This window comes from Aeromonas sp. MaB10011B, assembly GCF_017939325.1.
Taxonomy (GTDB): domain Bacteria; phylum Pseudomonadota; class Gammaproteobacteria; order Enterobacterales; family Aeromonadaceae; genus Aeromonas; species Aeromonas caviae.
Window position 1 is genome coordinate 175,212 of the sequence record NZ_JAGKRK010000008.1, and the last position, 11,900, is coordinate 187,111.

Below are 11,900 nucleotides of genomic sequence, written 5' to 3' on the forward strand. Positions count from 1 at the left end.
CATCCGGTTCGTTACTCTTCGTCGTTCAGATAAGGATCGGCGAAGCCCAGTTCCTGCATGATGTCGCGCTCGAGCTGCTCCATCTCCTCGGCTTCCTCGTCCTCGATATGGTCATAACCTAGCAGATGCAGACTGCCATGCACAACCATGTGAGCCCAGTGGGCCATCAGGGGCTTGCCCTGTTCGACGGCTTCGGCCTCGACCACCTGGCGGCAGATCACCAGATCCCCGAGCAGGGGCAGCTCGAGACCCGGTGGCGCTTCGAAGGGGAAGGAGAGCACGTTGGTGGGCTTGTCCTTGCCGCGATAGGTGTGGTTGAGCTCGCGGCTCTCCGCCTCGTCCACCAGGCGCACCGTCACCTCGGCCTCGGGCTGGAAGCCCAGAATGGTGCCGTCGAGCCAGCCTTGCAGCTGGGCCTCGGTCGGCAGGCCGTCCGGGCTGGCGCAGGCCAGTTGCAGATCCAGGGTCACGCTCATTGGGCACTCTCTTTGCTGGTGTTCTCGTTGCGGGGAGTGGCTGCGCTCTTCTCGGCCGCCTGCTGGGCATCGAATGCCTCGTAGGCCTGCACGATGCGGGCCACCACGGGATGGCGCACCACGTCCTTGGACTCGAAGAAGTTGAAGGAGAGGCCATCGACCCCCTGCAACACCTCCAGGGCGTGGCGCAGACCGGATTTGGTGCTGCGAGGCAAGTCCACCTGGGTGATGTCGCCGGTCACCACCGCCTTGGAGTTGAAGCCGATGCGGGTCAGGAACATCTTCATCTGTTCCGTGGTGGTGTTCTGGGCCTCGTCCAGGATGATGAAGGCGTCGTTGAGGGTGCGGCCGCGCATGTAGGCAAGCGGCGCCACCTCGATGACGTTGCGCTCCATCAGCTTCTCCACCCGCTCGAAGCCCAGCATCTCGAACAGGGCGTCGTAGAGGGGGCGCAGGTAGGGGTCCACCTTCTGGGAAAGATCGCCGGGCAGGAAGCCGAGCTTCTCACCGGCTTCCACCGCCGGGCGGGTCAGCAGGATGCGGCGGATCTCCTGGCGCTCCAGGGCATCCACGGCGGCGGCCACGGCGAGATAGGTCTTGCCGGTCCCGGCGGGCCCGATGCCGAAGCTGATGTCGTGGCGTACGATATTGGCGATGTACTGGGCCTGGTTCGGGCTGCGGGGCTTGATGAGACCGCGCTTGGTCTTGACCGTGACCTCCTTGCCATACGGCAGGGAAGGGGCGGGTTCGTCGTCCTGCTCCAGCACGCGGGACTCCTGCACCGCCAGGTGCACCATCTCGGGGGTGATGTCGCTCACCTTGCTCCCCTTGAGGGGCTGGGTTTCCACATAGAGGTGCTTGAGGATGACGGCAGCCGCCTCCACCTGGGCCTGCTTGCCGATCACTTGGAAGTGGTTGTCCCGGTAGCTTATCTCGATGCCGAGACGGCGCTCCAGCTGCTTGAGGTTGTCGTCAAAGGGTCCGCACAGGCTGGCGAGGCGCTGGTTGTCGGCGGGTTCCAGATGCAGATTCAGGGTGGAGATGTGTCGGCTCAAGGTGTCCTCTTATCGGTTGTTCCCCCGCCACTGGGCGGGGGAGAGAGTCATCAATGGGGTCTGAAGGCCGCAACGCCCAGATCATCGGGCACGTTGTCAGGACGACGGGCGAGGATCTCGCTCGGGGCCGTGGCGATGCGCAGGTTCATTTCGTCCTCGCCGCGGATGAAGCGGCCGCGCAGGGAGTAGGGGCGTACGTCGGTGATCTCCACGTCGGCGAAGCCGCCGATGAGGCGGTGCGGCCCCTCGAAGTTGACCACCCGGTTGTTCTCGGTGCGGCCACTGAGCTGCATGGGATCCATCTTGGAGGGCCCCTCCACCAGGATGCGCTGCACCGAGCCCAACATGGCGCGGCCGATGAGCATGGACTGGTGATTGATGCGGTTTTGCAGTCGGGTCAGGCGGGCCTTTTTCACTTCCATGTCAACGTCATCGGGCAGATCCGCGGCCGGGGTGCCGGGGCGCGGGCTGTAGATGAAGCTGAAGCTCATGTCGAAGTTGATCTCCTCGATGAGTTTCATGGTGGCCTCGAAGTCTTCGTCCGTCTCGTTCGGGAAGCCGACGATGAAGTCGGAGCTCATGGTGATGTCGGGACGCACGGCGCGCAGGCGGCGGATCTTGGACTTGTACTCCAGCACAGTGTGCGGGCGCTTCATCATGGTCAGGATGCGATCCGAGCCGCTCTGGATGGGCAAGTGCAGGAAGCTGACCACCTCGGGGGTATCACGATAGACCTCGATGATGTCGTCGGTGAACTCGACCGGGTGGCTGGTGGTGTAGCGAATGCGGTCGATGCCGTCGATGGCAGCCACCAGGCGCAGCAGTTCTGCGAAGGTGCAGACCTCCCCGTCGAAGGTCGGCCCCCGGTAGGCGTTGACGTTCTGGCCGAGCAGGTTCACTTCGCGCACCCCTTGCTGGGCGAGCTGGGCGATTTCATAGAGCACGTCATCCAGTGGCCGGCTCACCTCCTCGCCACGGGTGTAGGGCACCACGCAGAAGGAGCAGTACTTGGAGCAGCCTTCCATGATGGAAACGAAGGCGGTCGCCCCCTCGGCACGGGGTTCGGGCAGGTTGTCGAACTTCTCGATTTCGGGGAAGGCGATGTCCACCTGGGCACCGCGCCCCTCCTGCACCTGCTTGATCATGGTCGGCAGGCGGTGCAGGGTCTGGGGTCCGAAGACGATGTCCACATAGGGCGCCCGGCTGCGCAGGTTCTCCCCTTCCTGGGAGGCGACGCAGCCGCCCACCCCGATCACCAGCCCCGGTTTTTTCGCCTTGAGCTTCTTCCAGCGACCGAGCTGGTGGAACACCTTCTCCTGGGCCTTCTCGCGGATGGAACAGGTGTTGAGCAGCAGCACATCTGCCTCTTCCGGCTCCTCGGTAAGCGTGTAGCCATTGCTGGCATCCAGCAGGTCCGCCATCTTGGACGAGTCGTACTCGTTCATCTGGCAGCCCCAGGTCTTGATATGAAGTTTCTTGCTCATTGCTTCTCGTGACTGGTTTTGAAATCGGCAGGGTCAAAGGACCGACCATTTTACTCCGCAATCCCGGTGCTGACCAGTCTGGGGCCGCCCGTCGCCATCAGGGCCGGCTTGTCGTCGGCAATTGCGCATCCCTCTCACTGTTTCTGCCGCCTCCTTGCGTTATCATGCCCCATTCGGTTCGGCCCTTGCCCCTTATCGCGGGGACTCCTTGCAGGAATCAAGTTATGGAACAGTGTGATATTGCCATCGTCGGCGCCGGCATGGTGGGCGCCGCCACCGCCTGCCTGCTGGCGGCAGAGGGGCTCTCGGTGCGGGTCATCGAGACCCGGTTGCCCGAGCCCTATGCCCCCGAGCAGTCGCTGGATCTGCGGGTTTCCGCCATCAGTCAGGCCTCGGTGGCGCTGCTGACCCGGGCCGGTGCCTGGCAATATCTGCAGCAGATGCGGCTGTGCCCCTATCGCCGGCTGGAGACCTGGGAGCTGGACGGCTTCGCTACCCGCTTCGACGCGGTGGATCTCGGGCTGCCCCAGCTCGGCTACATCATCGAAAACCGGCTGATCCAGCTCGCCCTGCTGAAAAGGATGGAGGATTTCCCGACCATCCAGACCCATACCCCGGCAGCGGTGACGAGTCTGCGCCAGAGTGCGGATGACGCCGTGCTGACCCTGGATGACGGCACCGAGCTGCAGGCGCGCTGGGTGCTGGCCTGCGATGGTGCCGAATCCCACACCCGGCGATTGGCCGGCATCGGGGTGTCGCGTTTCGAGTACCGCCAGCACTGCATGCTGATCAACATCGACACCGATTTTGCCCAGGAAGACATCACCTGGCAGCAGTTCACCCCGAGCGGCCCGCGCGCCTTCCTGCCGCTGCCGGGCCGCCATGGCTCCCTGGTCTGGTATGACAGCCCGGCCCGCATCCGGGCGCTGGCCGCCATGAGCAACGAGGCCCTGGCCGTCGAGGTGCGCCGCCACTTCCCCAGCCGCCTTGGCGGTTTCACCGTGACGGCCAAGGGGAGCTTCCCCTTGGTGCGCCGCCACGCCAACGACTATCACGCCGGGCGAGTGGTGCTGCTCGGGGATGCGGCCCACACCATCAACCCGCTGGCGGGGCAGGGGGTCAACCTCGGTTTCAAGGACGTGGCCTGCTGGGCCGGGTTGCTCGGCAAGGCGGGGGCACAGTGGCATGAGCTGGCGCTGGCCGGGCGTTACGAGGGGCGACGCCGCCCTGACAACCTGCTGATGCAGTCGGGGATGGATCTCTTCTACGGGGTCTTCAGCAACGAGATAGGCCCCCTCAGGCTTGCCCGCAACCTGGCGCTGAATCTGGCGGACAAGGCGGGCCCCCTCAAGGAGATGGCGCTACGCTATGCGCTTGGGCTGGTATGAGGCAGTGCGTGGCACTGCCAGGTGCCAATCGGGTGGCATATCAATCCGTGTGATGGTGCCAGCCGGTTTTTTATATGGCCGCGAGGAGTGATCCAGGCGGTGCAGGGGCAAAACGGCCTCAGGCAAGGGGGGAGCACACCATGAACAAGGCATTGCTGGTGATCGATTTCATCAACGACATCGCCCACCCGGACGGGCGCATCGCCGCCTCGGCGGCCCAGGTGATCGAGCAGAACGCCATTGTGCACGCCAATCAGGCGCTGGCTCATGCCCGCGCTCACGGCTGGCTGGTGGTGCTCATCAAGGTGGGGTTTGACGAGGGCTATCTGCTGCAACCCAGGGGTTCCCCCATGTTTGGCCGTGCCCGGCAGTTCGGGGCCCTCTCCCTGGCGGACAGCGGCACCGACTTTCACCCGGATCTCGATGTACAACCCGGGGATCTGGTGCTGACCAAACCCAGGGTCAGCCCCTTCTACGGCACGGCGCTGGAGCCCGCGCTACGGGCCAATCGCATCGAGCATCTCTATGTGTGCGGCGTGAGCACCAGCTGGGCCATTCAGGGGGCGGTGCGAGATGGCCACGATCGGGACTACGCCATCACCATCCTGGAAGATGCCTGCGCGGCGGCGGATGCCGCAGAACACCAGGCTTCCCTGCGCATGCTCGGTCGCATTGCCGAGATCATCAAGGTCGCGGAGCTGCTCTGACCACTCGTATCTAATCCACTCATTTTTCATGCCAATGCTCTGTTGAAACCGAACCAATTTCGGGCAACATGAGTGGAACCGTACTGGCCACAAGGATGAGGACATGCGTTATCAGGGCAGGATCGCGAGCTGGAATTCACAACGCGGTTTCGGGTTCATCAAGCAGGAGCAGGGCGGTGCCGATCTTTTTGTTCACATCACCACCCTGCAATTCGATGGCAGGCCGCCGGAGGTGGGGGAAAAGGTTTCCTATCTGATCGGGAGCAGCAAGGATGGCAAGCCTTGTGCCGTACAAGTGTTCTTTCCCGACCGCCCGCTCTCGCTGGCTGGCGGACCTATGCCATCCATGCCGGATCGTGGGAGCAGGGAGGATTTGAGCCCTCGGGCACCACACGCCACCACATATAGAACCCGGGAGTATCATGCTCCTCGTCGCAAGGGGAGCTGGGGTGGCAAGTTAATCCCCCTATTGGTGCTGGCGGGGTTGTTCTCCCTCTATTCCCGCTTCTCGGCCGAGTTTGCCTCACTTCCATCCTTTCCCTCTTTTAGCCAGGAGGACAGTACTTCGAACAGTACGGTTCAGGTTCCGACTTTTGTTCGTCAGTGCGATGGCCGTCAGCATTGCTCCCAGATGACTTCCTGCGAGGAGGCGACCTGGTTTTTGCAAAATTGCCCCAATACCAAGATGGATGGGGAAGGAGACGGCATCCCCTGCGAGCGGCAGTGGTGTGGCCATTAGCCAGCCGTTATGTACTTCAGGATTCCGGTTTGGGCTGCGCTCCTCTCAGAGGCTGTGGCTCTGCGGATATGCCGCCCTGACCAGGGCCAGAAAGCGATCCCGGATGGGATCGGCAAATTCCGGGTTCCACACCAGGCTGATTTCCCATTCCGACCAGGGGCCGGAGAGAGGGTAGAGGGTCACCTCCTTGCCCGCGATGAACCCTACGCTGCGCGGCAGGATGGCGTTGCCGATACCGGCGGCCACCAGGGCCACCAGGGTCTGGATGTCTTCCGCCTCCTGGATGAGACCGGTCAGCCGGTTGGCGCCGAGAAAGCGGGCGATCTGCTGGCTGAGACCCGGGCAGCGATGGCCCACCATCTGCAGCAAGGGATCGCGGATCAGCGCCCGCTCCAGGTCGAAGTCCGGCCCTGCCACCTGGGTGGGGACGGCCAGCACCAGTCTGTCCGTCAGCAACCTGTGTTCCCTCAGCTGCGGCGCATCAGGCCGTCGCATGAAGCCCAGTTGCAGCCGACCCGCCAGCAAGTGTTCCTGCTGGATGGCGGAGGTGGTGTCCCGCAGGTGGACCAGCACGTCGGGGGCCTGCTGTTTGAAACGGGCCACCAGGGAGGGGGCCAGTGCGAAGCTGGAGAGCCCGAACCCGATGTTGAGGCGCCCGGCGGCACCGCTTGCCAGCGCCAGGGCATGCTGCTCGAATCCCTTGCCGTGATCCACCAGAGCCCTGGCTTGGGGCAGCAACTGGAGGCCGATGGCGGTCAGCTCGGCCCCGTGGCGGCCCCGGTTGAACAGGGTGCTGCCGAGGGCCTGCTCCAGCCCCTGGATCTGCTTGGTCAGGGCCGGTTGCGTCACAAAAAGCCGGCTGGCCGCTTCCCGGTAGTTGGCACTCTCGGCCAGCATGACGAAGGCCTGCAATTGTCTCAGGTCGAATCTCATTCCATTTGGTTATCCAATGTGGCGATTTATTGATTATAAATTATCTAATCTCCTTGTTCTAATGGTCTCGAAACGGGCCTGCTTGCCCGCTGTTCAGCCACAAGGAGTCATGTCATGTCGAGCGAACGCTATCTGTTTTTGATCAAGGGGAGCCTGGTGATGGCTCAGCCGCTGGCCGCACCGGAGACCGGGGAGCTGCTGACCAGCCTGTTGCAGCAGGGGTTCGTCGTCGCCCCCTTGCCGGTGTGGGCCAGCAATGCGGAGCAGGCGCTCGCCTGTTACGAGGCCGCTGCCCAGCGGCAGGTCTTTGCCGATGCGCTGGCGGGGAGAGCCCTGTGAGCGCGGTGCGCGTGAAGGCCGCGGCCCTGCTGCTGGACATGGACGGGACCCTGGTCCACTCCACCGGCGACGTGGAAGTCGTGTGGCGGCGCTGGTGTCAGCACCATGGGCTGGATCCCGCTCCCGTGCTCGCCATGTGTCACGGCGTGCGCTCACGGGAGGTGATAGGGGCCCTGGCTCCCCAGCTGGACATGGCAGTGGAGGTGGCCCTGCTCGACGATCTGGAGATGGCATACGCTGCGGCGCCGATGCCCCTGGACGGTGCCCGGCGACGGCTCGAACAGCTGCCGTCGACGCGCTGGGCGCTGGTGGCTTCCGCAAGCCGGAGAGTGGCAGAGCACCGGCTGCTGCACGCCGGATTGCCGCTGCCCCGACTCCTGGTGTGCGCCGGGGATGTGGTACGGGGCAAGCCGGATCCCGAGCCCTATTTGCTGGCTGCCAGCCGGTTGGGACTGGCTCCGGCCGATTGCCTGGTGTTCGAGGATGCACCAGCGGGCATCGCCAGCGCCCTGCAGGCGGGTTGCCAGGTGGTGCAGATGGGGGGAACAAGGCGGTATGACGACAGGCTCAAGGGCTGGCTGCGGGACTGGCGCGGGATCGAGATCGAGGTGGCACCAGACGGGCTCCATCTTCATCTGCCCGCCCCGCTGCCGGCAGAGGCCGGATGATGACGACAAGGGGCACGCCATTCAGGCGCCGCAAGATTGCCCGATGCTGGGGGAAGCCTGCTCGGCCGAATAGCGTTCCACCCGGTTGCGGCCATTGTGCTTGGCCAGATAGAGCGCCTGATCGGCGCGAGAGAGCAGCTCGTCCAGATTGAAGGGGCCCTCTTTCTGGGAGGCGATACCGATGCTGACTGTGATGCAGACGGCGGGCTCGGCTCCCTTTTCTTCCCCTGGCTGCGCGACGATTTTTCGCAGCCGCTCGGCAACTGCCATGGCCTGCTCCTCGCTGAGGCCGGGCCAGATGGCCACGAACTCCTCTCCCCCCAGGCGACAGAAGAGATCCCCCGGTCGAAGCTGGTCGCGCACACGGGCCGCGAAGCTGCTCAACTGGTTGTCACCCTCTTCGTGACCGTGACGATCATTGATGCGTTTAAATGATCGATGTCCAGCATGCAGATCGCCACAGGGTAGCGCTGCACCGTGAGGTACTGGAGCAGTTCGTTGGCGGCCGACCAGAAGCCGGCCCGGTTCAGCGCACCGGTCAGGTGATCGTGGTGGGCCAGGTGTCTCATCTCCCGCAGCAGGCTGTTGCGGGCCGCCATGATGCTGGCGGCGGTCAGGGGGGTGAGAGCGATCAACATGACCCCTATCCGGACGGAGAACATCCAGTACTGGGTCTGGACATCGTGATTGATGACGAGGTGGCCGTTTGAGAGGGCGATCAGGATCAGGGTGCTGTAACTCAGGGTCAGCAGGCTGGTGGCGAAGACGGAGTAGGTGACGGCGCACCAGAGCAGCGCCGGTACCGGGAAGGCGATGGATCCCGGCCCCTCGACGAGCAGGGTGAGCAGCAGGGAGGCCACCAGGCTCAGCAGCGGCATCAATCTGGCCCAGGAGAACTCGGTGCGGTAGAGGAGGGTGCGCCAGGGGGGCACGCTGTCATGGGGAGGCAGTGTCAGGAGCACCGGCAGTATGGTCATGTAGTTCACCAGCTCGCTGGCAAACCAGAAGCCCAGCCCGTAGAGCGGGGGGCCCAGAGACAGGATGGGATTGATGATGGCGCCGACCACGCCGGCGGCGAGGGAGGCGGCCAGGGTGTTTCGCAGCAGGAGCACGAGGGAGGTGGGGCGCCTGAGGAGCTTGTCGGCAGGCGCGAGCCGATGCATCAGCAGATACCCGACGCCGATGCCGGCCAGGTTGCCGCAGGTCAGCAGGATGGTTTTGAACAGGGGCTCGCCGGTGAAGAGGGCGGCGAGAAAAAAGCCCAGTATGCCGCCGGCCCAGCCCGCCGAGGTGGCCAGGCGTGGATAGCGCACCATGCAGCCGAGCAGGACCGCATTGGCAGGCCAGAAGGCCGCCAGCAGGTTGGGGGGGGCGGGTGAAGATGCCGATCAGCGAGAACAGCAGTACCAGGGCGGCGACACACAACAGAGCGGACAAGGGCGTCAATGTGCATGAGGTACGTTGGCGTGCGATGTCCCCCATGGGGACCTCCTGACAAGAGGGGGTTTGTTCAGAGTATGGCTGGCACGTGACAAGGGTGAACGAGGGGGAGAGAAGAAAACGCCCCCTGGTGGAGGGGGCGTGAAGGCTTACTTGAAGACCCGGAAACGCACGTCGTCGTCGATGAAGGTCTTGTCGCCGGCAGGTTGCTCTATGCTGCCAAAAGGCATCTGGGCACGAAGCAGCCAGCTGGCGGGCAGGTCCCACTCCTTGCGCACCGCATCGTCGATGAGCGGGTTGTAGTGTTGCAGGGAGGCGCCGATGCCCTCCTGGGCCAGGGTGGTCCAGACCGCGAACTGGGCGATCCCGGTGGCATGTTCGGACCAGATGGGGAAGTTGTCGGCATAGAGAGCGAATTTCTGCTGAAGATCCTCGATGACGGCGGTGTCTTCGAAGAAGAGCACGGTGCCAGCCCCGGCGCGGAAGCTGCCGTTGATCTTGGCTTCACTCTGAGGATAGGCCTCCGGCGGCACTATCTTCTTGAGCTCCGCCTTGACGATGTCCCACAGCTTGTGGTGCTGCTCGCCGAACAGGATGACGGCGCGGGAACTCTGGGAGTTGAACGAAGAGGGGCTGTGCTTGACGGCATCCTTGATGAGGGCGGTCAGCTGGGCCTCGGAGTGGGTCACCCGGTTGCCCAGGGCATAGATGGTACGACGTGCTTTGATCTGTTCGATAAACGGACTGCTCATAACATCTCCTTGGTTGATGAATCATCACCGCCAGCGTTGCCGACAAAGGTCATCTGGCTCCGATTTCTCGAGTCATCGACTATAGCACCTTGCGGGCAATAAACCGTCAACGACGAGTAATGACTGTTTCTACTTTTTATGGATATTCACATGACGGATGTGAATATGGCCGTGAGACACCTTGATATCTTTTTTATCATTAGCAGTGGATGTTAATGACTTCAATCAATATCTTTTTCAGATTTTTAATCTATAAAATTCATCCAATATGACATTTTATAGAGAGTGACATGACGGCGGCGCTGATCAAGGAACGCTATTACATACTGACTCCGCTGTCGTTTCTCCTGGGAGGGCTGGTGCTGATCGCCACCCTGTTGCTGGCGGCAGCCAGCTACCTGAGCAGCATCGACAAGACGGTGGCGGGTTACGGTCACATGCTGGCCGCCCTCGACGCCACCCTGTTTCAGGACATGGCGCAGGACAACCGCCGCCAGCTTGGTGTGCTGGAGGCGTCTCTGGACAAGCAGGTCATCGCTGCCGGGGCATCGGCCATCAATCCCATCTGGCCCATTGCCCATCAGTTCAAGTACGACGCCCACTTCCTCTATTTCTACAATGCGCGCACCCATCGGCTCGACGGCTATCCCGACTGGCAGCAACCGGAGGGCTACCGGGCACAGGCGCGGCCCTGGTTCCAGACCCTGTCCGGCGAGGGCGATGATCTCGTCTGGTTCGGTCCCTACCCGGCGTTCGATTTGGCCGGAGAGGTACTGACCCTCATCAAGCGGGTCAAGGATGATGAGGGGCAACTGCTTGGGCTGCTGATGGTGGACATGTCGTTCAGCGCCTTGCAGGGGGCGTTGCACCGGGCAGTGGGTGAGGATCCGGTGGCCCTCTACATCACCGAGCGCAAGGGGGGCAAGCTGGTGGTGGGGCACAATTTGTCGCTGTTGCCGCCCCGTCTCGAGCGGGAGACGCAGGCGGCCGGGCTGGACGGGTTCTGGGAAGGACGCCATCTGCAACACGCTCTGGAGGGGATGGAGTGGGATCTCAACGTCTATCTCCCCCCCTCCCATTTTCATGAAAACCTGCAAGACACCCTGCTGATGGTGGTGCTGCCCGCCCTGGCATTGCTCTGCATCTGGCTGTGCAGCCTGTGGTTTCTGGTGCGGATCTTTCGTCAGGAGCAGGCGCTGGTGCAGGGCTCGCTCAGCGGCCTCATCCGGGATGAGGCGCGAAAGGAGATCCAGCGGCGTCAGCGAACCTGGTTCGTGCACGGCAGCCTGGGAGAGATAGAACAGGTGCGAAACAGCCTGCTGCAAGGGCAGGATGCCCTGCTCCACGACCCTCTCACCGGCATCCTGAACCGGCGAGCCTTCGATCAGCAGCGGGCGGGGCTGGAGCAGGCGGGGAGGCCCTACTGGCTGGTGCTGTTCGATGTGGACAACTTCAAGCGCGTCAACGACAGCTGGGGACACGGTGTGGGGGATGCGGTGCTGTTTCGGGTGGCCACCATCATGGCGAGAACCCTGGGGGATGAGCAGGTCTACCGCATCGGGGGCGATGAATTTGCGGCCTTGCTGCCCTGGGAGCAGGCGGAGGTGGAATGCCGCCTGACCCACCTGCTCGGTCGGGTGAAGGCCCTGAAATGGCGGGAGTTCGCCGACGCCATCACCCTGAGCGCCGGCGGAGCGCGCTATCCGGATGATGCCCTGACGCTGCTCGAGCGGGCGGATGCCTGCCTGTACGAGAGCAAGCTCCAGGGGCGGGATTGCTGGCATCTGGCGGCGTCGTCGCCCGTTGACGGGGAGGTTGTGACAGTATCTGTCTGACGGTGATCGCTGCAAAAAAGGGCCTTTGGGCCTAGAAAAGGGTCATGACGGGGATGATTTCTCGTGTGACCTTTTTTTTTGATG

General features: G+C 63.2%; 13 protein-coding genes. 6 read left to right on the top strand and 7 right to left on the bottom strand.

All coding sequences use genetic code 11. From position 1 onward, the window contains the following. Positions 1-11: 11 nt before the first annotated feature. The 3 genes from ybeY to miaB are packed head-to-tail and all read right to left on the bottom strand — an operon-like array spanning position 12 to position 3,015. Positions 12-476: an rRNA maturation RNase YbeY gene (gene ybeY / locus J9893_RS03675; RefSeq protein WP_039041101.1), complete on the bottom strand. Its 465-nt coding sequence runs from the start codon at positions 474-476 to the stop codon at positions 12-14. Next, entirely contained in the window at positions 473-1,531 is a 1,059-nt protein-coding gene (locus J9893_RS03680; protein WP_010673771.1) for a PhoH family protein, read from the bottom strand. The genes ybeY and J9893_RS03680 overlap by 4 nt, the downstream gene beginning before the upstream one ends. Positions 1,532-1,581: 50 nt before the next feature. Beyond that, on the bottom strand, positions 1,582-3,015 hold the full coding sequence (gene miaB, locus J9893_RS03685; RefSeq protein WP_010673772.1) for a tRNA (N6-isopentenyl adenosine(37)-C2)-methylthiotransferase MiaB: 1,434 nt from the start codon (positions 3,013-3,015) through the stop codon (positions 1,582-1,584). A gap of 224 nt (positions 3,016-3,239) precedes the next feature. On the opposite strand from miaB, the gene J9893_RS03690 reads away from it, so the two are divergent. The 3 genes from J9893_RS03690 to J9893_RS03700 all read left to right on the top strand — a co-directional run bounded on the left by J9893_RS03690 (position 3,240) and on the right by J9893_RS03700 (position 5,849). Beyond that, a complete protein-coding gene (locus J9893_RS03690) occupies positions 3,240-4,403 on the top strand; it encodes an FAD-dependent monooxygenase (RefSeq protein ID WP_010673773.1) in 1,164 nt (387 codons plus the stop codon). A gap of 140 nt (positions 4,404-4,543) precedes the next feature. Continuing rightward, positions 4,544-5,110: an isochorismatase family cysteine hydrolase gene (locus J9893_RS03695; RefSeq protein ID WP_043153192.1), complete on the top strand. Its 567-nt coding sequence runs from the start codon at positions 4,544-4,546 to the stop codon at positions 5,108-5,110. 103 nt (positions 5,111-5,213) lie between these two features. Then, a complete protein-coding gene (locus tag J9893_RS03700; RefSeq protein ID WP_069652118.1) occupies positions 5,214-5,849 on the top strand; it encodes a cold shock domain-containing protein in 636 nt (211 codons plus the stop codon). 45 nt (positions 5,850-5,894) lie between these two features. Here the strand turns inward: J9893_RS03700 and J9893_RS03705 are convergent, their stop codons facing one another. After that, positions 5,895-6,782, bottom strand: a complete 888-nt coding sequence (locus J9893_RS03705) for a LysR family transcriptional regulator (protein ID WP_103243593.1) — start codon at positions 6,780-6,782, stop codon at positions 5,895-5,897. A gap of 114 nt (positions 6,783-6,896) precedes the next feature. Here J9893_RS03705 and J9893_RS03710 point away from each other — a divergent pair, with 114 nt between their 5' ends. Next, positions 6,897-7,121: a hypothetical protein gene (locus J9893_RS03710; protein WP_010673776.1), complete on the top strand. Its 225-nt coding sequence runs from the start codon at positions 6,897-6,899 to the stop codon at positions 7,119-7,121. After that, positions 7,118-7,789, top strand: coding sequence for an HAD-IA family hydrolase (locus J9893_RS03715; RefSeq protein ID WP_113977489.1), 672 nt, complete (start codon positions 7,118-7,120; stop codon positions 7,787-7,789). The genes J9893_RS03710 and J9893_RS03715 overlap by 4 nt, the downstream gene beginning before the upstream one ends. Before the next feature lie 21 nt (positions 7,790-7,810). Here J9893_RS03715 and J9893_RS21575 read toward each other — a convergent pair whose 3' ends face one another. From J9893_RS21575 to J9893_RS03725, 3 genes are all read right to left on the bottom strand, one after another. Then, the gene (locus tag J9893_RS21575) at positions 7,811-8,173 is read right to left on the bottom strand and encodes a GGDEF domain-containing protein (protein WP_234823589.1); all 363 of its coding nucleotides are present in this window, start codon (positions 8,171-8,173) and stop codon (positions 7,811-7,813) included. After that, the gene (locus J9893_RS03720) at positions 8,170-9,105 is read right to left on the bottom strand and encodes a GGDEF domain-containing protein (protein ID WP_234823590.1); all 936 of its coding nucleotides are present in this window, start codon (positions 9,103-9,105) and stop codon (positions 8,170-8,172) included. The genes J9893_RS21575 and J9893_RS03720 overlap by 4 nt, the downstream gene beginning before the upstream one ends. A 273-nt stretch (positions 9,106-9,378) precedes the next feature. Further along, positions 9,379-9,981: a nitroreductase family protein gene (locus J9893_RS03725; RefSeq protein ID WP_010673779.1), complete on the bottom strand. Its 603-nt coding sequence runs from the start codon at positions 9,979-9,981 to the stop codon at positions 9,379-9,381. Positions 9,982-10,271: 290 nt separating this feature from the next. On the opposite strand from J9893_RS03725, the gene J9893_RS03730 reads away from it, so the two are divergent. Beyond that, positions 10,272-11,816, top strand: coding sequence for a sensor domain-containing diguanylate cyclase (locus J9893_RS03730; protein WP_210600884.1), 1,545 nt, complete (start codon positions 10,272-10,274; stop codon positions 11,814-11,816). Positions 11,817-11,900: the final 84 nt, after the last annotated feature.

Coding starts and splice junctions, on each gene's coding strand:
- ybeY (WP_039041101.1), bottom strand. CDS start 476: ATGAGCGTGACCCTGGATCTGCAACTGGCCTGCGCCAGCCCGGACGGC.
- miaB (WP_010673772.1), bottom strand. CDS start 3,015: ATGAGCAAGAAACTTCATATCAAGACCTGGGGCTGCCAGATGAACGAG.
- J9893_RS03690 (WP_010673773.1), top strand. CDS start 3,240: ATGGAACAGTGTGATATTGCCATCGTCGGCGCCGGCATGGTGGGCGCC.
- J9893_RS03695 (WP_043153192.1), top strand. CDS start 4,544: ATGAACAAGGCATTGCTGGTGATCGATTTCATCAACGACATCGCCCAC.
- J9893_RS03700 (WP_069652118.1), top strand. CDS start 5,214: ATGCGTTATCAGGGCAGGATCGCGAGCTGGAATTCACAACGCGGTTTC.
- J9893_RS03705 (WP_103243593.1), bottom strand. CDS start 6,782: ATGAGATTCGACCTGAGACAATTGCAGGCCTTCGTCATGCTGGCCGAG.
- J9893_RS03710 (WP_010673776.1), top strand. CDS start 6,897: ATGTCGAGCGAACGCTATCTGTTTTTGATCAAGGGGAGCCTGGTGATG.
- J9893_RS03720 (WP_234823590.1), bottom strand. CDS start 9,105: ATGGTGCGCTATCCACGCCTGGCCACCTCGGCGGGCTGGGCCGGCGGC.
- J9893_RS03725 (WP_010673779.1), bottom strand. CDS start 9,981: ATGAGCAGTCCGTTTATCGAACAGATCAAAGCACGTCGTACCATCTAT.
- J9893_RS03730 (WP_210600884.1), top strand. CDS start 10,272: ATGACGGCGGCGCTGATCAAGGAACGCTATTACATACTGACTCCGCTG.